We start from the raw sequence: 20,825 nt of genomic DNA on the forward strand, positions 1-20,825 counted from the left end.
ACTGTGAAAACGTAAAGTTTGAACAGATGTCGCACTTATGCCCATGGTGAAAGCGAAGTGTATTTCCGGAACGGGTAAACGTGCTAAACATCGCCTTAACTTACTGCGTATTATATAGATTATGCGTCGTAGAAAACAAACAAAGTATGCGAAAAGAGCCTTCAATTATGATACTATTTTTTAATGTAATGCAAAAACACTTTACAGACAAACAAGTTTCTGATAAAATCTAAACTTGTGAAAAACAATTTAATGGAGGTGCAAGAACATGGCTGTAAAAATTCGTTTAAAACGTATGGGATCAAAAAGAAATCCATTTTACCGTATCGTTGTAGCTGATTCACGTGCACCACGTGATGGTCGCCAAATCGAACAAATTGGAACATATAATCCTGTTGTTAATCCAGTTGAAGTTAAAATAGATGAAGAAAAAGCATTAGATTGGATGACAAAAGGTGCAAAACCAAGTGATACAGTACGTAATTTATTTTCAAAAGAAGGCATCATGAAAAAATTCCACGAACAAAAAAACCAGTAAAGTAGTGTGATATCATGAAAGCCCTGATTGAGTCCATTGTGACACCATTAGTTGATCACCCAGAAGATGTTGTGGTAACAAAGAAAGAAGAAGATACGAAAGTGGTTTATCATCTTACTGTTCACCAGGATGATGTTGGACAAGTGATTGGTAAAAATGGTCGTATTGCAAAAGCAATTCGTACAGTTGTTTATGCAGCGAAATCAGATAGTAAAAAGCGTATTTATTTGGATATTATGTAAAAAGGGAAAGGGAGATACCTTTCCCTTTTTACACATGTCACTTGAAGAGAGCGAGGGACAATATGCAAATTATAAAGAAAGTCCTAATCAAACAAATTGTTACGGAAAAAAGTAAATCTAAGTTACATGAGAATTTTAATGAACATAAAATGCGACTTGAACAAGAGTGTCAACAACTTCTGTTTGAACAACGTAAGTTACAACATAAAAAAGGTGTGTCCAAACAAGAAGTTGCACAACGTTTTCAACAAGAAATTAAAAATCGCAAAGAGAAAATGAAACTATTGGATTTTAAAATCGAACAACTCGATATGCTCGAAATAGGTAGTGAAATTGTCGAGAAGGAAGTTGAAGCTCTTGTTGAGGTGAAAGAAGGTACGCATTGGAATCAAATTATGAATGAAGCTGCAATTGTTATAAAAGATGATATCGTTATTCGAATCGATGAATAGCAGGTGATAAAAGTGGAAAAAATGTTTAATATTGGAAAAATCGTTAATACCCATGGGGTCCGTGGGGAAGTAAAAGTTTTACGTATAACAGACTTTGAAGACCGATTCAACGTAGGAAATACTATGTATATTGCAAAAGACAAGGATCAGCCAATTCCAGTAGAAGTAGTATCACACCGTATTCATAAAGGGTTTGATTTACTTCAATTTAAAGGAATCGAGAATATTAATGATGTAGAATCTTTTAAAGGTGCATTCTTGAAAGTAGCAGAAGATCAATTAAACGAATTGGAAGAAGATGCGTATTATTATCATGAAATTATAGGCAGTGCTGTTTATTTAACAAATGGTGAAGAACTTGGAACTATTAAAGAAATCTTATCTCCTGGTGCGAATGATGTTTGGGTTGTGAATCGAAAAGAAGGAAAAGATGTATTAATCCCATATATTGAAGATGTTGTAAAAGAAGTAGATGTAACAAATCAGAAGGTGGTCATTGAACCAATGGAAGGACTGCTTGATTAATGCATATTGATGTCTTAACACTGTTCCCAGAAATGATAGAAGGTATGTTTCGGTCATCCATATTAAATAAAGCACACGAAAAAGGAAAGTTACAATACAATCTTATCAATTTTCGCGAATACACCACGAATAAACATAAAAAAGTAGATGACTACCCTTATGGTGGGGGCGCGGGAATGGTGCTGACACCACAGCCAGTGTTTGATGCGGTTGATTCTGTTGTTAAAGAAAAACAAACTAATCCACGGATTATTTTAATGTGCCCACAAGGCGAACAGTATAACCAACAAAAGGCAGAAGAGTTAGCAAAAGAGGATCACCTTATATTTATTTGTGGTCATTATGAAGGATATGATGAACGAATACGTCAAAACTTGGTAACGGATGAAATTTCAATCGGTGATTATGTTCTAACTGGTGGAGAATTAGGAGCAATGGTTGTCATTGATAGTGTAGTTCGTTTACTTCCCGAGGTTTTAGGAAACGAAGAATCAGCATCAGCCGATTCTTTCTCAACAGGATTGTTGGAACATCCACATTATACAAGACCTGCTGATTTTAGAGGTTGGAAAGTTCCTAATGTACTATTATCTGGAGACCATGCAAAAATTGAAGCTTGGCGGAAAAGAGAATCCTTAAAGCGTACATTGGAAAGAAGAAGTGAATTGCTTGAGGCACGATCTTTATCAGAGGAAGAACAACATTTACTTAATCAACTACAAAAAAATATTAATCAAAGAAATAATAAATAAAAGGCTGCTAAATCTTGATTTAAGCCTATCATTATGGTATATTTAATTTTGTGCTTAAAGTCGTTTGAGTACGTATAAACGATGTTCCGCTATCATAGAAGATAAGAGCATTGGTTTGGAAGGAGTGAAGCAGGATGCAACAATTAATTGAAGAAATCACAAAAGATCAACTTCGCACAGATCATCCTGATTTCCGCCCAGGTGATACTGTAAAAGTTCACGTAAAAGTTGTTGAAGGTTCTCGTGAACGTATTCAGGTATTTGAAGGCGTTGTGATTAAACGTCAAAACGGGGGAATCAGTGAAACATTTACAGTAAGAAAGCTTTCTTACGGTGTAGGTGTTGAGCGTACATTCCCAGTACATTCACCTCGTATTGCGAAAATCGAAGTTTCCCGTCGTGGTATTGTTCGTCGCGCGAAACTATACTATCTTCGTGATCGTGTCGGAAAAGCTGCACGTATTAAAGAACGTATTTAATACAGTGCTCAAATGGATTGTAATCGACCTAAAAGTCGACATAAGAGTACTTTTACGAAAAGGGAGCTTGACAGAAATTGCAAGCTCCTTTTTGTATTTGAACTTAGGTTGTGGTATAACATATGAAAACCAAGATTACACTAATACTATATGAGTGTGTTCAAAAAGGAGGATAAAAAGGACCGAGTCGGTTAAGGTCTAGAGGCATCCTGTTCCAACACCGACACTAGCACGTCCTGTCGAGTTGAAAGTTCGAGTCGGCTAAGATTTAAGTAGCGGACTTCCGCTGGGTGGTGGTGACTTCTATGTTGGCGATCAACGTGAGCGACGGAAAAGTCAACGAAGAAATTCGATGTGTCATTTTTACTGGACTTTTTGAACAACCTCTATATACATACATTTTTCAGCTGTCGGAGGGGACGACATGGCCAAACAAAAAAATGAATGGTTTGACTGGATAAAGGCTCTATTAATAGCATTCGGATTAGCTTTTATCGTTCGAATGTTCTTTTTTGCACCGATTGTAGTAGATGGTCCATCTATGCTACCAACATTACAAGATCAAGATCAAATGATTGTGAATAAGTTTATCTATCAAATTTCCGAACCAAATCGATTTGATATTGTTGTATTTCATGCTTCTGATCAAAAGGATTTTATTAAACGAGTAATTGGTTTACCTGGGGAACATATTGCTGTTGAAGATAATATATTGTATGTTGACGGTAATGAAGTGGAGGAACCTTTTCTTAACGATCTGAAAGAAAATAGGAAATCCTATCAAATGTTAACGAATGATTTTACGTTAGAACAACTACCAGGTAACCACCAGACGATTCCAGAAGGCCATGTTCTTGTATTAGGGGATAACCGAAGTAATTCGACGGATAGTCGTGCATTAGGTGTTATATCCATCGATCAGGTTGTCGGAAAAGCCTCGTTGATATATTGGCCATTAGACAGAATACGTTTAGTAGGGGAGTAAAAAGTTATGACAATTCAATGGTTTCCAGGACACATGGCAAAGGCTCGTCGTGAAGTAGAAGAGAAGTTAAAACTGGTAGACTTTGTAGTGGAGTTAGTGGATGCACGTGCACCATTATCATCACAAAATCCAATGCTCCAACAAGTATTACAAGATAAAACGAAAATGGTTGTCTTAATGAAGAAAGATCTAGCTGACCAACAGAGGACACAACAGTGGATTTCTTATTTTCAAGATTTAAATATTACTGCTGTTGCGGTCAATGTAAATGACAAAGCAGATATTAAACGAATTATTCAACTCGCTAAACAATTAGGACAAACAAAAATGGATAAATTAGCAAAAAAAGGAATCCGACCTCGACCTGCTCGTGCTATGATTGTAGGAATTCCTAATGTAGGAAAATCCACGTTAATTAATCGACTAGCAAATAAGAAGATAGCTAAAACTGGAGATAAGCCAGGTGTCACAAAACAACAATTATGGATCAAAGTAGGGAAAGATTTTGAACTGCTTGATACACCCGGTATATTATGGCCAAAGTTTGAGGACGAACAAGTTGGACTTCGCTTAGCTGCAATTGGCACCATAAAAGATCAATTGTTACCATTACAAGACATTGTTGCATTTGTTATTTCCTATATGCAGGAATATTATCCTAGTCAATTAAGAGAACGATATAATCTGGACGAGACCATGCAAGATATGTGGGACATATTTGAGTTGATTGGGAAACAACGTGGAGCGCTTGAAAGTGGTGGCCATGTTAATTTTGACAAAGTTGCAGACCTTGTTCTTCGAGATTTGCGTACAGGTAGACTAGGAAATATAACATTAGAAGTTCCAGAAGAAGATGGCATTTGATCAAGAGATGCCATTTTTTTAATTGTATTATTATAATAGTAGGGTATTATGCCGATATAAACAAAAAGATAGGTGGTTAGATGGAACAACAATCAATTGCAGTATTAAAACAATTATTTCAACAGGATAAAATAAAGGAATCCCAATTAAAACAACTGAAGAAGGACCCACGTAAAGGCGTTCAACAACTTGTAAAGGCATATGAGAAAAAGCTAGCAAAAGTAAGACAGCTAGAGTTTAAGTTTAAAGAAATGAGTCGAATAGAAGACTATTATTATGATAGAGGATACCACTACATTGCTGGAATGGATGAAGCTGGAAGAGGTCCATTAGCTGGTCCAGTAGTTGCAGCCTGCGTTGTCTTACCTAAAGATTTTAAATTACTGGGCTTAAATGATTCCAAACAACTAACAGAAGCCACTCGTACTGAATTTTTCACCATTATAAAAAAAGAAGCAATTAGTTATGGAATAAGTATGATAGATAACCGAACGATTGATAACATGAATATCTATGAAGCTACCAAACTCGCAATGCTTCAAGCAATGGAACAACTTGATCCACAACCAAACCATATGTTAATTGATGCTGTGGAATTAGAGGGACTGACCTGTACATATGACGCTATTACAAAAGGGGATGCAAAAAGTATTTCGATTGCCGCAGCAAGTATTTTAGCAAAAGTAACTCGAGATAATAGAATGAAAGAAATACATAGTGAATACCCTGAATATGACTTTTCTTCAAATATGGGCTATGGAACAAAACAACATATGGAAGCCTTAGCACGTTTTGGAGCCTCTCCATATCATCGCAGGTCGTTTGCCCCTGTTCGCAATGTAACGAAATGTTAGGAGGGATTTAGCTTGAGTATCCAACAAATTTCTCATCGAACCTCAAATAAAGTAGGCCCATTAAGCATGCAGTTAAAACCAGGCCAAATTATACAAGGGAAGATTCAAAAGATTTTTCCTAACCAAAGTGCCAAGGTACAATTAGGGTCTAGGCATATGGTTGCTCAATTGGAAGCCTCCTTAACAGTTGGAAGTAATTATTATTTTCAAGTAAAATCTGCAAAGGATGTCATTCATTTAAAAGTTCTTGGACAATCATTAGAACAAGATGAACAAACAAGTTTAGCTAATCTTATGAAACAGCTAGGATTAAAAACAAACAAGTCCAATGTTCAATTTATACAATCATTAATTCAAGAAAAAATACCATTTGATAAGACACAATTAGGAAATGCATTTGTACTGTTAAATGGGACCGATGGGAATAGTGAGATACAAGCAGTTTTAAAGGAAATGATTAGTCGAAATATCCCAATAAACAATTCCACTTTTCAAGCATTGTATACCAAGCAGACATCAACTATATCTGAGCAGTTTCAAGATATGGTGCAAATTTTGCGTCAAGATACGACGGATATACCTAATAAACAGCAGTTACTCGAACGATTAAATGGTTTATTGGAACGACCTTCATTAAAGGGTGAATTGTCATTATTAACGAATCCTAAGGAACTGTTTTTATCCCATATGCGAAGTGTCTTACAGCAAACTGGTACCACCTATGAAAATCAACTAGCCAATAATTTGGTACAGTCCCAGTCCAATACCATAAAATCGATACTATTACAACTAGTACAAAAAGGTGGCGGAATTGTTCACGAACGATCACAAAAGTTGCTTCATTTTCTCAACGGTTTGCAAATCCAATCAGTAAATGAAACTCCTACATTTATACAAGCTAGTTTACAGTTACCTGGAAATAAAATTGGGTTAAGAAAAGATATAGATATGGAATTTGAAGGAAATAAAACAAAAGAGGGGAAAATCGATCCTGATTTTTGTCGAATTCTGTTTTATTTGGACTTAGCAAATTTGAAAGAAACGATTGTAGATATGCATATACAAAAGCGAACTGTTACGATTACGATATGGAATAATCATCCTAATCTTATAGAACAGGCATTAGTATTTAAACCAGAACTGAAAAAAGGATTAGTGGAATTAGACTATCAACTTTCTACTATAAATACGAAACACTTACAAGAAAAACAAGAATCGACTAAACATAAGGCCTTAAAAGCTTACCAATCAACTTATCAAGGAGTAGATTATCGTATATGAATTCAAATAGGAAGACTGCAACAGCACTTCAGTATGATAAAGATAATATGATCGCACCGAAAATATCTGCAACAGGTAAGGGATTAATAGCTGAAAATATTATTGAAACCGCAAAGAAAAACAATATACCAATCCAAGAAGATCCGTCACTAGTTGAATTGTTGGCCCAGCTAAATATTAATGAAACCATTCCAGAGGAACTTTACCAAGCTGTAGCAGAGGTATTTGCTTTTGTATATCGTGTAGATAGAGAACTAAAGAAATAAGTGTGCTGAACAGCAAATCAGAATGATAAGGGAGAGATTTATTGAGAAAGCCCACTTTTTGTTGTGAAATTTGTTGTTTTTTTATACAATGGAAATGCAGTGAATTTTGATGGGAGGATGAAAGATGAACATTCATGAGTATCAAGGCAAAGAAATTTTGCGTCAATTTGGTGTAAACGTTCCAAACGGACATGTTGCATATACGGTCGATGAAGCTGTTGAAGCTGCTGAAAAGCTTGGAAGTAATGTGACTGTTGTCAAAGCGCAAATACATGCCGGTGGTCGAGGTAAAGCTGGCGGGGTAAAAATTGCTAAAAATGCTGAAGAAGTGCGTACATACGCGAATGAAATCTTAGGAAAGACACTAGTAACACATCAAACAGGTCCTGAAGGAAAAGAAGTAAAACGCTTACTGATTGAAGAGGGCTGTGATATTCAAAAAGAATATTATGTAGGGATTGTCTTAGATCGTGCTACTTCCCGCGTTGTCATGATGGCATCGGAAGAAGGTGGAACAGAGATAGAAGAAGTTGCAGCAGAGACTCCTGAAAAAATCTTTAAGGAAGTTATCGATCCTGTTGTTGGTCTAGCAGGTTATCAAGCTCGCAGATTAGCATTTAATATTAATATTCCAGATGAATTAATCGGGCAGGCTGTTAAATTTATGACAGGTCTTTATAATGCATTTATTGAAAAAGATTGTTCAATTGCTGAAATAAATCCATTAGTCACTACAGGTGATGGGCAAGTACTAGCTTTAGACTCTAAATTAAATTTTGATGATAATGCATTATTCCGCCAAAAAGATATCCAAGAACTTCGCGATTTGGATGAGGAAGATGAGAAGGAAATTGAAGCATCAAAATATGATTTAAGCTATATCTCATTAGATGGTAATATTGGCTGTATGGTTAATGGTGCAGGTCTTGCGATGTCAACAATGGACATTATTAAACACTATGGTGGTGAACCAGCAAACTTCCTTGATGTTGGTGGTGGTGCAACTGCTGAGAAAGTTACAGAAGCATTTAAGATCATTTTGTCCGATTCCAATGTAAGAGGAATTTTTGTAAACATTTTCGGTGGAATTATGAAATGTGATGTTATTGCTGAAGGTGTTATTGAGGCAACGAAGCAAGTTGGATTAGATATTCCACTAGTTGTACGTCTTGAAGGAACAAATGTTGAGTTAGGAAAACAAATTCTAGATGAATCAGGATTAAACATTACATCTGCAGATTCAATGGCAGATGGTGCTGAGAAAATCGTTTCTATGGTTTAATGCCTTGCCATTTCTTGTAAGAAAAAGCGTGTTTAGATTGCAAAGAAAGGACGGACGAAAATGAGTGTATTTATTGATAAAGATACGAAAGTAATTGTTCAAGGAATTACTGGTGGTACAGCAAAATTCCATACAAAGCAAATGCTTGAATATGGTACGAACATTGTTGCAGGTGTTACACCAAAAAAAGGTGGTACCGAAGTGGAAGGGGTACCTGTATTTAATACAGTTCAAGAAGCTGTAGATGCAACTGGAGCAAATGCATCTGTTATCTATGTACCTGCTCCATTTGCAGCAGATGCCATTTTAGAAGCGGTAGATGCAGAATTAGATTTAGCTATTTGTATAACAGAGCATATTCCTGTTATGGATATGGTAAAAGTGAAACGCTATATGGAAGGTAAAAAGACTCGTCTAGTAGGTCCAAACTGCCCAGGTGTTATCACACCAGAGGAAAGTAAAATTGGTATTATGCCTGGTTATATACACAAAAAAGGCCATATCGGTGTTGTTTCTCGTTCTGGAACATTAACATATGAGGCTGTTCATCAATTATCAGAAGCAGGATATGGTCAATCATCGGCAGTAGGTATCGGCGGTGACCCTGTTAATGGCACAGATTTCATTGATGTGTTGAGTGCATTTAATGAAGACCCAGATACAGAGGCAGTTATTATGATTGGTGAAATTGGTGGTACAGCCGAAGAAGAAGCTGCCGAATGGGTGAAAGCAAATATGACAAAACCAGTTGTTGGCTTTATTGGTGGTGCAACAGCTCCTCCAGGAAAACGTATGGGGCACGCTGGAGCAATTATTTCTGGTGGTAAAGGTACTGCAGACGAAAAAATCCGCGTCATGAATGAATGTGGTATTAAAGTTGCAGATACACCAGCTGTCATGGGCGAAACAATGATCAAAGTTCTACAAGAAAATAACTTAACAGAAAAATGTAAAACACATTAAGTATGTCTAATGGAACCCAATATATTTTTGGGTTCCATTTTATAAAAGTGAATGCGTAGTGTATTTCCGTAGCGGTGTAATTATAGCGGAAACTTTACGACATATCATCTATCAACAATGCATTAAGGTTTATACTTGAAAAAGCAACAATCTTATAGAAAACAGACAAACAGTAAAGTATGCGAAAAATAAAATAAGAAAGGAAGCGACTAATTTGCAGCACATTCGAAAAAGGCTAATTCATATAATGAGGTGTCACGGAATTACCAGAAAAAATATACACCGATTATTCCACTATGACCCTACTCTGAAAGCGATCTACACCATGTCTTTAGAACAGCTACATCAAAATTTATCCATCCCCCGACATAAAACAGCTAAAGCATATAATGACCTTCATAACACAACACTGATTTCCCAAATAAAGGAAGATGAAAAAAACTATCATATTTTAACCATAGTTGACGAAGACTATCCAACTGTGTTAAAACCAATAAAAGACCCACCATTGGTTCTTTATGGTATGGGCAATCTATCATTATTAACAAAAAATCCTACAATTAGTGTAATTGGTACACGAAAACCATCACATGAGGCAATTCCAAAGATAAAACATATCGTTCAACCATTAGTAATGGAAAATTGGGTAATTGTAAGTGGGATGGCAAGAGGAATTGATAGTTTTGCACATCAATTAGCATTAAAGCATAAAGGAATGACAATTGCTGTTTTAGGTGGTGGCTTTCACCATATTTATCCAAAGGAAAATAAACCACTTTTTAGGAATATTGCTAATGATGGACTTGTGTTATCTGAGTATCCTCCTAACACCCCTCCACAACGGTTTTATTTCCCAGAACGAAATCGAATTATTAGTGGATTAAGTTTTGGAACATTAGTAATAGAAGCTACAGCAAAGAGTGGGACTCTTATCACGGTTGATCAGGCGCTTGATCAAGGAAGAGAGGTATATGCTGTCCCAGGCACTCCAATTATTCCACAAACTAAAGGCTGTCACCAAATGATACAGGATGGAGCAAAACTCATTCATCATGCGGAGGATCTAAAAGAAGATTGGGATAATTTACGGGAATATTGGTCATTTTAAATTAATACGATGAAAGAAAACGTTTTATTATATGGAATCATCTTACCAATTTGTTTGACAAATACTAGATATATATTTACTATTAGTGAAGATTTCGAATACTAGTAATCGGAAGACCTCATTGTGGGAGGAATTGAAATATGTCGGATTATCTCGTCATCGTTGAGTCGCCCGCAAAGGCGAAGACGATTGAACGTTATTTAGGAAAAAAATACAAAGTAAAAGCCTCGATGGGCCATGTTCGTGATTTGCCAAAAAGCCAAATGGCCGTTGATACGGAAAATAATTATACACCAAAATACATTACAGTTAGAGGTAAAGGTGACGTACTAAAGGATTTGCGCAAAGCAGCAAAAAAAGCAAAGAAAATTTACCTTGCAGCCGACCCTGACCGAGAAGGTGAGGCAATTGCCTGGCATTTAGCTCATAGTCTGGGAGTCGATGAAAACTCTGAGTGCCGTGTTGTTTTTAATGAAATAACCAAAGATGCAATAAAGGAGTCTTTTAAAAAACCCCGGACGATTGATAATGATTTAGTCGATGCACAACAGGCAAGAAGAATATTGGACCGGTTAGTTGGATATAACATAAGCCCAATATTATGGAAGAAAGTGAAAAAAGGCTTAAGTGCTGGACGCGTTCAGTCCGTCTCCGTAAAAATGATTATCGATCGGGAAAAGGAAATTGAAAACTTTAAACCAGAAGAATACTGGTCTATTGACGCTAATTTTATTAAGGATAAAGATACATTTGAGGGATCATTTTATGGTGTAGATGGAAAGAAACAAGAATTACCATCAGAACAATCCGTAAATGAAATATTATCTAAGCTGGATGGGAAATCCTTTACCATTGATAAAGTAAATAAACGGGAACGCAAAAGAAACCCTGCTAAACCATTTACGACATCTTCATTACAGCAAGAAGCTGCTAGGAAATTAAATTTTCGCGCTAGAAAAACGATGATGGTAGCACAGCAATTATATGAAGGTATTGACTTAGGCAAAAAATCAGGCGGTATTACAGGTCTTATAACGTATATGCGTACAGATTCTACCAGGATTTCGGAAACAGCTAAAAATGAAGCGAAGTCCTATATTGAATCGAATTATGGAAGGGAATTCTTAGGGCAAACGAAAAAAGAGAAAAAGCAGGATGGGGCTCAGGACGCACACGAAGCAGTCCGACCAACTTCTGTTATGCGGGACCCAAAATCATTGAAGGATATTCTATCCCGTGATCAATTCCGATTATATAAATTGATCTGGGAGCGTTTTTTAGCTAGTCAAATGGCACCTTCAGTAATGGATACGATGACAGTCCATTTATTGAATAATGGTGTTGAATTTCGTGCGACAGGATCAAAAGTAAAATTTAAAGGTTTTATGAAAGTTTATGTAGAAGGCACCGATGACAAGAAAAAAGATGAAAATAAATTTCTTCCCAACCTTGAAGAAGGTATGGTTGTGGAGGCAGAAGAAATCAATCCCAATCAGCATTTTACACAGCCGCCACCAAGATACACAGAAGCAAGGTTAGTTCGTACGATGGAAGAACAAGGAATTGGCAGACCTTCCACGTATGCACCTACATTAGATACCATTCAGCGTCGAGGGTATGTTAAGCTTGATAATCGCCGTTTTATACCAACGGAATTAGGAATAATTGTGAACGAGCTTTTAGAAGAGTTTTTCCCTGAAATCATAGATGTTGACTTTACCGTTAAAATGGAAGATGATTTAGATTCAATTGAAGATGGAAAAACCGATTGGGTAAAAATAATAGATGAATTCTATCAAGATTTTCAACCACGATTAGAAAAAGCAGAACAAGAGATGGAAAAAGTGGAAATTAAAGATGAGCCTGCTGGAATAGACTGTGAAAATTGTGGACATGAGATGGTTTATAAGATGGGAAGGTATGGGAAGTTCCTTGCATGTTCCAATTTCCCTGAATGCCGAAATACAAAACCAATATTGAAAAAAATTGGTGTTACTTGTCCGAAATGTAAAGAAGGAGATGTTGTTGAGCGTAAGTCGAAAAAACGCCGTGTATTTTATGGATGTGATCGATATCCAGAGTGTGACTTTGTATCATGGGATAAGCCAATCGCAAGAAGCTGTCCAAAATGTGAATCTCTTCTAGTTGAAAAGAAAAAGAAAAAAGAAACGCAAATTCAATGTACAAATTGTGATTATAAAGAAAGTGAACAACATTAAAACTGCTCCTATATAGGAGCGGTTTTTTCTCGGCAAGTAATCTTTTTTCTCTCACGTAGTGTCACGAAAAAGATCAACGCTATGTATTTTAATGAAAATGTTTAGAAAATAATCATTTTGTTTATACTATTAGTGTTCTTTTCTTAAAATTAAAAACCATGTAAACTTTCATAATCACAAGCTTACATAAGTATCACCCTGGATATAACAATATTTTCAAGGCTTTTTTTCTAAAATGAATAGTGCTTTAAAGTGTGAAACGTATTGCATATAAGATGGATTATGAGCAGTAAATGTTTAGCATGTCTTCCTTAATTCTTTATAAAGTGAGTGCTAAACCTACGCTGTGGAAAACACTCGCTTTCCACGGGGAACGCTTCAGCCTCCTCGCGAGCAAAAAGCGCTCGCTGTGGGGTCTTCAGACTGTTCCTTTTCCCGCAGGAGTCTCGCATTTTCCACAGCTTCAAATAGTTTGACTAACATGAAAGAAGATATGATTCGAAATTTATAATTATATTGAAATTCGACAATCCATTGCTTCATTGCAACGTATTTGCAACGTATTTTCTTCAAAAATGGTATAGGCAAAAAGGCATATCATCAGCGGAGGAAAAACACGAAGACTCCTGCGGGAAGTAGGAGATCGGTGAGACCCCACAGGGCGCTAGCCCGAGGAGGCTCACCACTCCCCGCGGTAAAGTAGACACTGTGAAAACATAAGTTTGAACAGATGTCGCACTTATGCCCCTGGTGAAAGCGTAGTGTTTTTCCGTAGCGATAATTATAGCTAAAAACTATTGCGCATTATATAGATTATGCGCAGTAGAAAACGACAAAGTATGCGAAAAGTGCCATTTTCAAAACAGGCGATTGCTGTATGACAAGTGACCATAAGTAAAAAGGTTTACTTTATAAGGGTTGTTAATTGACTATTCGATTTAGAACAGATATAATATCGCATTGGTAAGTTAATTTCCTTGACAGATAATTGAAGGAAAAAGGAATACCTACCATCAATTCAGAATTTTATTACAATTTTGTTAAATTTATTGCTTTCACTTTTGGACTATGTTATGATTTATTCGCTGTATAGCGGGGTGAAAAATTGAATACAATGGATCAACTTTCCAAAGCATTTGTGGAGTATTTACAAATTGAAAAAAATGCATCACCATACACGATAAAATATTATCGAGATGATCTGAATACGTTTTTTTCCTTTTTAAATCAAGAAAACATCGAAAGATTACAGAATGTAGACTACCGTGTTGTAAGGTTGTTCTTAACTACTCTATATGAAAAGAAATTGAATAGAAGGTCTGTATCTAGAAAAATCTCAAGTATAAGAAGTTTCTATACATTTATAGAACGAGAAGGTTTCGTCAAAACGAATCCTTTTATTCAAGTAACATTACCAAGGACAACTAAGCCAATACCAAGTTTTTTATATCAACAAGAATTGGAGAAATTGTTTGATGCAAATGATCTGACAGATCCAATTGGTCAACGGAACCAAGCGATTTTGGAGTTGTTATATGCTACTGGAATGCGTGTAAGTGAATGTGAATCACTAACATTATCTAATATTGATTTCTCCATAGGTACGATATTTGTAAAAGGAAAAGGGCGAAAAGAACGATATATTCCTTTTGGACGATTTGCAGAAATTGCTTTGGAGACCTACATACATGAAGGAAGAAACACACTACAACAAAAAGCAAAGTCAACAACGCAAGCAGTCTTTTTAAATGCTAAGGGAACACCGTTAACAGCCAGAGGGGTACGACATGTTCTAAAAAAGATGGTAGAAAATGCTGCACTTACTGTACATGTTCATCCACATAAATTACGACATACATTTGCAACGCACTTATTAAATGAAGGGGCAGATCTTCGTACAGTGCAGGAACTATTAGGTCATGAAAATCTATCGTCAACACAGATTTATACACACGTTACAAAAGATCATTTGCGAAATGTGTATATGAACAGTCATCCAAGAGCAAAGGATTAACAACTTTATGGAGAGGTGAGGCTAGTGTCGACAGAGATGCATGCCACGACAATATTTGCTATAAGGCATAAAGGACAATGTGCAATGAGTGGTGATGGGCAAGTCACCCTAGGAAATGCTGTTGTTATGAAACATAAAGCCAAGAAAGTACGTACATTATTTAATGGGCAAGTTTTGGCAGGATTTGCTGGATCGGTTGCTGATGCCTTTACTTTATTTGAGAAATTTGAAGGGAAACTGGAAGCATATGACGGTAACTTAGCCAGAGCTTCTGTGGAATTAGCAAAGGAATGGCGTAGTGATAAAGTGCTGCGTAAATTAGAAGCAATGCTTATTGTGATGAATAAAGAGAACATGTTTTTAGTTTCAGGTACTGGAGAAGTAATCGAACCAGACGATGGAATATTGGCTATAGGTTCTGGTGGTAATTTTGCTTTAAGTGCTGGTAGGTCATTAGCCAGACATTCAGATCTTAGTGCAAAAGAAATTGCTCAAACTGCTTTAGAAATTGCTGGGGAAATCTGTGTGTTCACCAATGACCAAATCACACTGGAGGTACTTGAATAGTAAGGAGGCCTTTGAAGAACATGGGTATAGATCTTACTCCAAAACAAATTGTAGATCGCCTGGATCAATATATAATTGGTCAAAACGATGCAAAGAAATCTGTGGCGGTAGCATTACGTAATCGGTATCGTCGCATGCAGCTTGATGATTCCATCAAGGAAGAAATAGTACCGAAGAATATCTTGATGATTGGTCCAACAGGTGTTGGAAAAACAGAGATTGCTAGAAGGCTTGCCAAATTAGTTGGTGCGCCGTTCATTAAAGTGGAAGCAACAAAATTCACTGAAGTTGGTTATGTTGGTCGAGACGTTGAGTCAATGGTCCGCGACCTCGTAGAAATGTCTTTACGTATGGTCAAAGAGGAAAAAATGCAAAAGGTTCGGAATAAAGCAGAACAAGAAGCAAATAAAAAACTTGTCGAGCTTTTAGTACCGAAAGCAAAAAAAGAACAAACGATGAAAAATCCGTTTGAAATGTTGTTTTCTGCTCAACCTGATCAGGATGAAGATGATCAGGAAAAGACACAAAATGACGAGATTCGTAATAAACGGAAGCGAGTAGAGCACCAATTAGCACTTGGCGAATTAGAAGATCAAATGGTAACAGTTGAAATTGAAGAAATGTCTTCTTCTATGTTTGACATGCTTCAAGGTTCGGGTATGGAACAAATGGGAATGAATATGCAGGATGTATTTGGGCAATTCATGCCAAAGAAAAAGAAAAAACGAAAGTTACCTGTTTCTGAAGCACGGAAAGTGTTGACACAACAAGAGGCGCAAAAGCTTGTAGATATGGAAGAGGCAGCACAGGAAGCGATTCAACGTGCAGAACAATCAGGTATTTTATTTATTGATGAAATTGACAAGGTCACAGGCCAACAAGAGAATTCCCCAAATGTTTCACGAGAAGGGGTACAAAGAGATATCCTTCCAATTGTAGAAGGTTCAACTATTGTAACGAAACATGGTCCTGTAAAAACAGATCATATGCTGTTTATTGCAGCTGGTGCATTTCATATTGCAAAACCTTCTGATTTGATTCCGGAACTGCAAGGACGTTTCCCGATCAGAGTAGAATTAGAGAAGTTATCTGTAGAGGACTTCAAACGAATTTTAAATGAACCATCTAATGCTTTATTAAAACAATACCAAGCTTTGTTAGAAACAGAAGGTATAAATGTTGTGTTTACCGACAAAGCTGTAGATAGATTGGCAGAAATTGCTTTTCACGTAAATCAGGATACAGATAATATCGGTGCTAGAAGGTTACACACCATATTAGAAAAACTAGTAGAAGATTTATCATTTGAAGCACCTGATATTAATATGGAAACAATTGAAATTACACCTGATTATGTAGATTCCAAATTAGCATCTATCGTCAAAAATAAAGACTTAAGTCAATTTATATTATAAAATTTTTAAATACTGAATGGAGGATCATTAATGGAACTATTAGACCGCGCAAGAAAAATTAATGCAATGTTACAAAAAGCCACTGGTAAGTCAGTAAATTTTAATGATATGTCAGCTACCCTACGTGATGTGATTAAAGGGAATGTGTTTATTCTAAGTAGAAGAGGTAAATTATTAGGGTATGCCATTAACCAAGAAATTGAAAATGAGCGTATGAAAACAATGTTAGAAGAACGCCAATTTCCAGAAGAATATACAGAAGGTTTATTTAACATACATGAAACAACAGCAAATCTGGATATTGAAAGCCCATATACAGCATTCCCAGTTGAAAATAAAGAACTATTTCAAAATGGGTTAACAACAATTGTTCCTATTATTGGTGGAGGAGATCGATTAGGTACCTTAGTGCTAAGTAGATTACAGGATAGTTTTAACGATGACGATTTACTTCTTGCAGAATATGGTGCAACTGTTGTTGGGATGGAAATTTTACATGAAAAAACAGAAGAAATTGAAATGGAAGCAAGAAGTAAAGCTGTTGTTCAAATGGCAATTAGTTCTCTATCCTACAGTGAGTTGGAAGCAATTGATCATATCTTCGAAGAGTTAAATGGTAAAGAAGGACTGCTTGTGGCAAGTAAAATTGCAGATCGAGTAGGTATTACAAGATCTGTGATTGTAAATGCACTACGTAAATTAGAAAGTGCTGGAGTTATCGAATCTAGATCACTTGGGATGAAGGGAACATATATAAAAGTTCTAAACGATAAATTCTTAGTTGAGTTAGATAAATTACGTTCCAGATAAACAGAATATAAAATTAGAAAACTTGGTTATCGCCAAGACCTTACGGCGATAGCCTTAGTTGCACTTATGCAGAAAGAAAGTTTTATACTTTCCTATCTGACAAAAAACTAGGAGGTAGTTACCTCCTAGTTTTTTTGTTTTGTTAAGAATGTTACAAATTTACAACATTTTTGTCGAATCTATGTATTTCTTGTCGTAGAGCGTTACAATAAATCGTGAGTTATTTGTAAATGATTACCATCTTTTAGTCCTAGATAATTTTAACTAAAATCTTACCAACTAGAGAATTTTGTCGAAATGTGATGGACTTTACACTATAGATAAATTACAATATTCGTATGTATTACTATAATTATGTCCGTTCCGTCAATTTTTTCCCGAGGAGGTTTTGAATGATGGATTTTTTCGGAGGAACCATTCGTTCATTAGAAAGCTCATTGGATTACGCAACGATGAAAAATCGTACAATATCCAACAATATTGCCAATGTGAATACACCTAACTACAAAGCAAAAGAAGTTACATTTAATAATGTGTTACAGGATGAGCTTTCATCTTCTATCAATGCAAAACGGACTAATGCAAAACACATTCCGTTTCAACAAAATGGAGAAACTAAATCATTTCACATTTCTACAAAAAATAATACCACTTATAACCATAATGGGAATAATGTAGATATTGATAAAGAGATGACCGAACTAGCAAAAAACCAAATCTACTATCAAAGTTTAGTTGATCGAATTAATGGTAAATTTAGCAGCTTACAAACTGTTATTAGAGGAGGGAATTAAGAATGTCTATATTCCATTCTATCAATAATAGTGCAAGTGCATTAACTGCACAACGACTACGGATGGATGTTGTGTCTTCCAATATTGCGAATGCACAATCAACACGTGCTACGATAAATGAAGATGGGGGATTTGAACCATATAGAAGAAAAATGGTAGAAGTTGCACCAAAGGACCAACATTTTCAAAGTTTTTTACAAAGGGCTGCAAATACCTCTTCTAATCCCGGTAATGGGGTAAAAGTGACGGGGATCGTTGAGGATCAAGCTCCATTTAAGGTAGTTTATAATCCGAATCATCCAGATGCAAATGAGAATGGATATGTCGAGCTTCCAAACGTTGACCCACTAAAAGAAATGGTTGATTTAATGAGTGCAACGAGGTCTTACGAAGCAAATATCACTTCTTTAAATGCAAGTAAAAATATGTTAATGAAAGCTTTAGAAATAGGAAAATAGTAGGAGGATTGCATAATGAGCCAATTTGTTAATGGAATCACAACACCAGCAATGGCCCAGCCACTAACAAAGAAACCAACTGTTTCACCTGGAGAGGCACAAGCAAATTTTGCCAATGTGTTAAAGTCTGCTGTTGAGCAAGTTAATGATGCACAACAAGCCTCAGATAAAAAAACACAAAGCTTAGCAAGTGGAAATATTGATGACCTGCATGATGTGATGATCACTGCACAAAAAGCTAGTATTACGTTAGACACCGCTGTTCAGGTACAGAAAAAAGTAGTGGATGCTTACAATGAAGTTATGAGAATGCAAGTATGATTATGTTCTAGAGTTTTAGAATTTGGCGGGGGAATATATGAAGGAAAAAATGATGAATTTCAAAGATAAAGTGACATCGTTTTGGTCAAACCGTTCAAAAACTCAAAAAGGGATCTTTTTTGGTTCTATCGGTATCGTCTTTGTTTTGATCATAGCGATAGTATTATTTACGTCTAATTCTAAATACGTTCCACTATATAATGATTTGTCACTACAGGAAGTTGGACAGATTAAAGCAGAACTAGATGCCAGAGGAGTTCCTTACGAGATTGAAGAAGGTGGAACAACGATAACGGTGCCCAGTGAACAGGTAGATAATTTACTTGTAGATCTTGCAGGTCAAGGCATCCCGAATAGCGGGAATATAGATTATTCGTTTTTTAGTGAAAATGCTTCATGGGGTATTAGTGACAATGAGTTTGATGTTATGAAATTAGATGCCATGCAAACGGAATTAGCAAATCTAATGCGTGGAATAGAAGGAATCAATAATGCTGAAGTGATGATAAATGTGCCAGAGGACCCTGTGTTTGTAAGTGACACAGCTGAAGAAACCTCCGCTTCGATTGTTCTTAATACACAGCCAGGATATGAATTTCAAGGAAACCAAATAAATTCTTTATATCATCTCGTGTCAAAGGCTGTTCCGAATCTACCAGAAGAAAATATTGTCATTATGAACCAGTACTTTGAATACTACGATCGTAATGCGCAAGACGGATATGGAACGCAGGATGTTTATGCCAATCAACAAGACATTAAAAAAGATGTTGAGCGTGACATTCAACGTAGATTACAGCAGATGTTAGGGACAATGGTTGGCCAAGATAATGTTATTGTCTCCGTTACAGCAGACCTTGATTTCACCCAAGAAAATCGGGTAGAGGAGCTTGTGGAACCGGTAGATTTAGAGGAAATGGAAGGATTACCTGTAAGTATTGAATCAATACAAGAATCATATACTGGAACTCCTCCTGAAGGGGGAATAGAAGGTACTGGTGATGAAGATGTTCCAGGATATGAAGGTACTGTTAATGGAAATGATGGAGAATATGAGTTAAATAAAGAGACGATTAATAACGAATTTAATAGAGTTCGAAAAGAGATTGCAGAAAGTCCTTATAAAATAAGAGATCTTGGGATTCAAGTTGCAGTAGACAATGTTCAACAACGTGATGGTGAAAATATACAATACCTAAGTCAGCAAGAGGAAGAAGCTGTCCAATCGGGTATTTCTTCAATATTAAACTCTATGGTAACGACCTCAATAGACAAAGAGTATGGCGAAATACAACCGGAAGAAAAAGTCTCGATTGTTTTTCAAGAGTTTAGTGGAAGTAAAGGAACTTCACCAACAACTGGGCCTGTAATTCCAACTTGGATGTATGTTGTAGGCGGACTATTATTAGCGATTATTATTGTTCTTGTTATTCTCCTACTTCGAAACCGTAAAAATGAGGAAGAAGAAATAATAGAAGAGACAACCGTACCCATTACAGAGGAAAAAGAAATACCAGATATTCCAGTTAATGAGGATTCAGAAGAAGTTATACGTAAAAAACAACTCGAGAAAATGGCGAAAGAAAAACCAGAGGATTTTGCCAAACTATTAAGAAGCTGGATTTCAGAAGATTAG

At 36.2% G+C, this 20,825-nt stretch carries 23 protein-coding genes; all 23 read left to right on the forward strand.

The features are described from left to right. Window positions 1-268 precede the first annotated feature (268 nt). The 23 genes from rpsP (at window position 269) to fliF (ending at window position 20,825) form a co-directional block, all read left to right on the forward strand. Complete coding sequence (gene rpsP / locus GHC26_RS10355; RefSeq protein WP_163971200.1) at window positions 269-538, forward strand: 30S ribosomal protein S16; 270 nt, start codon at window positions 269-271, stop codon at window positions 536-538. A gap of 14 nt (window positions 539-552) precedes the next feature. After that, a complete protein-coding gene (locus GHC26_RS10360; protein WP_163971201.1) occupies window positions 553-780 on the forward strand; it encodes a KH domain-containing protein in 228 nt (75 codons plus the stop codon). A 62-nt stretch (window positions 781-842) separates the two neighbouring features. Beyond that, window positions 843-1,232 carry a YlqD family protein gene (locus tag GHC26_RS10365; protein ID WP_163971202.1) on the forward strand — a complete coding sequence of 130 codons (390 nt, stop codon included), beginning with the start codon at window positions 843-845 and terminating at the stop codon, window positions 1,230-1,232. A gap of 21 nt (window positions 1,233-1,253) precedes the next feature. Then, complete coding sequence (gene rimM, locus GHC26_RS10370; protein ID WP_404821789.1) at window positions 1,254-1,757, forward strand: ribosome maturation factor RimM; 504 nt, start codon at window positions 1,254-1,256, stop codon at window positions 1,755-1,757. Next, window positions 1,757-2,509 carry a tRNA (guanosine(37)-N1)-methyltransferase TrmD gene (trmD, locus tag GHC26_RS10375; protein WP_163971204.1) on the forward strand — a complete coding sequence of 251 codons (753 nt, stop codon included), beginning with the start codon at window positions 1,757-1,759 and terminating at the stop codon, window positions 2,507-2,509. The genes rimM and trmD overlap by 1 nt, the downstream gene beginning before the upstream one ends. Before the next feature lie 134 nt (window positions 2,510-2,643). Next, on the forward strand, window positions 2,644-2,988 hold the full coding sequence (gene rplS / locus GHC26_RS10380; protein WP_163971205.1) for a 50S ribosomal protein L19: 345 nt from the start codon (window positions 2,644-2,646) through the stop codon (window positions 2,986-2,988). Window positions 2,989-3,412: 424 nt separating this feature from the next. Next, window positions 3,413-3,973 (forward strand): signal peptidase I, encoded by a 561-nt coding sequence (gene lepB, locus GHC26_RS10385; protein WP_163971206.1) that lies wholly within the window; start codon window positions 3,413-3,415, stop codon window positions 3,971-3,973. Between the two features lie 6 nt (window positions 3,974-3,979). Further along, on the forward strand, window positions 3,980-4,837 hold the full coding sequence (gene ylqF / locus GHC26_RS10390) for a ribosome biogenesis GTPase YlqF (protein ID WP_163971207.1): 858 nt from the start codon (window positions 3,980-3,982) through the stop codon (window positions 4,835-4,837). Window positions 4,838-4,917: 80 nt separating this feature from the next. After that, the gene (locus GHC26_RS10395; protein WP_163971208.1) at window positions 4,918-5,691 is read left to right on the forward strand and encodes a ribonuclease HII; all 774 of its coding nucleotides are present in this window, start codon (window positions 4,918-4,920) and stop codon (window positions 5,689-5,691) included. Window positions 5,692-5,703: 12 nt separating this feature from the next. Next, window positions 5,704-6,972 (forward strand): hypothetical protein, encoded by a 1,269-nt coding sequence (locus GHC26_RS10400; RefSeq protein WP_163971209.1) that lies wholly within the window; start codon window positions 5,704-5,706, stop codon window positions 6,970-6,972. After that, entirely contained in the window at window positions 6,969-7,238 is a 270-nt protein-coding gene (locus GHC26_RS10405; protein WP_163971210.1) for an EscU/YscU/HrcU family type III secretion system export apparatus switch protein, read from the forward strand. The genes GHC26_RS10400 and GHC26_RS10405 overlap by 4 nt, the downstream gene beginning before the upstream one ends. A 124-nt stretch (window positions 7,239-7,362) precedes the next feature. Further along, entirely contained in the window at window positions 7,363-8,520 is a 1,158-nt protein-coding gene (sucC, locus tag GHC26_RS10410; RefSeq protein WP_163971211.1) for an ADP-forming succinate--CoA ligase subunit beta, read from the forward strand. A gap of 60 nt (window positions 8,521-8,580) precedes the next feature. Beyond that, window positions 8,581-9,483: a succinate--CoA ligase subunit alpha gene (gene sucD, locus GHC26_RS10415; protein ID WP_163971212.1), complete on the forward strand. Its 903-nt coding sequence runs from the start codon at window positions 8,581-8,583 to the stop codon at window positions 9,481-9,483. A 325-nt stretch (window positions 9,484-9,808) separates the two neighbouring features. After that, window positions 9,809-10,591 (forward strand): DNA-processing protein DprA, encoded by a 783-nt coding sequence (gene dprA / locus GHC26_RS10420; protein WP_226376915.1) that lies wholly within the window; start codon window positions 9,809-9,811, stop codon window positions 10,589-10,591. Between the two features lie 140 nt (window positions 10,592-10,731). Then, window positions 10,732-12,810, forward strand: a complete 2,079-nt coding sequence (topA, locus tag GHC26_RS10425) for a type I DNA topoisomerase (protein WP_163971214.1) — start codon at window positions 10,732-10,734, stop codon at window positions 12,808-12,810. A 1,114-nt stretch (window positions 12,811-13,924) separates the two neighbouring features. Further along, window positions 13,925-14,824 carry a tyrosine recombinase XerC gene (gene xerC / locus GHC26_RS10430; RefSeq protein WP_163971308.1) on the forward strand — a complete coding sequence of 300 codons (900 nt, stop codon included), beginning with the start codon at window positions 13,925-13,927 and terminating at the stop codon, window positions 14,822-14,824. A 36-nt stretch (window positions 14,825-14,860) separates the two neighbouring features. Continuing rightward, window positions 14,861-15,391 carry an ATP-dependent protease subunit HslV gene (gene hslV / locus GHC26_RS10435; protein WP_163971309.1) on the forward strand — a complete coding sequence of 177 codons (531 nt, stop codon included), beginning with the start codon at window positions 14,861-14,863 and terminating at the stop codon, window positions 15,389-15,391. Window positions 15,392-15,411: 20 nt separating this feature from the next. After that, the gene (gene hslU, locus GHC26_RS10440; protein ID WP_163971215.1) at window positions 15,412-16,806 is read left to right on the forward strand and encodes an HslU--HslV peptidase ATPase subunit; all 1,395 of its coding nucleotides are present in this window, start codon (window positions 15,412-15,414) and stop codon (window positions 16,804-16,806) included. Between the two features lie 30 nt (window positions 16,807-16,836). After that, entirely contained in the window at window positions 16,837-17,616 is a 780-nt protein-coding gene (gene codY, locus GHC26_RS10445) for a GTP-sensing pleiotropic transcriptional regulator CodY (protein ID WP_163971216.1), read from the forward strand. A 395-nt stretch (window positions 17,617-18,011) separates the two neighbouring features. Continuing rightward, entirely contained in the window at window positions 18,012-18,410 is a 399-nt protein-coding gene (gene flgB / locus GHC26_RS10450; protein ID WP_163971217.1) for a flagellar basal body rod protein FlgB, read from the forward strand. A 2-nt stretch (window positions 18,411-18,412) separates the two neighbouring features. Beyond that, complete coding sequence (gene flgC, locus GHC26_RS10455) at window positions 18,413-18,868, forward strand: flagellar basal body rod protein FlgC (RefSeq protein WP_163971218.1); 456 nt, start codon at window positions 18,413-18,415, stop codon at window positions 18,866-18,868. A 51-nt stretch (window positions 18,869-18,919) separates the two neighbouring features. After that, the gene (gene fliE, locus GHC26_RS10460; protein WP_226376919.1) at window positions 18,920-19,189 is read left to right on the forward strand and encodes a flagellar hook-basal body complex protein FliE; all 270 of its coding nucleotides are present in this window, start codon (window positions 18,920-18,922) and stop codon (window positions 19,187-19,189) included. A gap of 37 nt (window positions 19,190-19,226) precedes the next feature. Beyond that, entirely contained in the window at window positions 19,227-20,825 is a 1,599-nt protein-coding gene (gene fliF / locus GHC26_RS10465) for a flagellar basal-body MS-ring/collar protein FliF (protein WP_163971220.1), read from the forward strand.

Source organism: Oceanobacillus halotolerans (genome assembly GCF_010993955.1).
GTDB lineage: Bacteria > Bacillota > Bacilli > Bacillales > Amphibacillaceae > Oceanibacillus_A > Oceanibacillus_A halotolerans.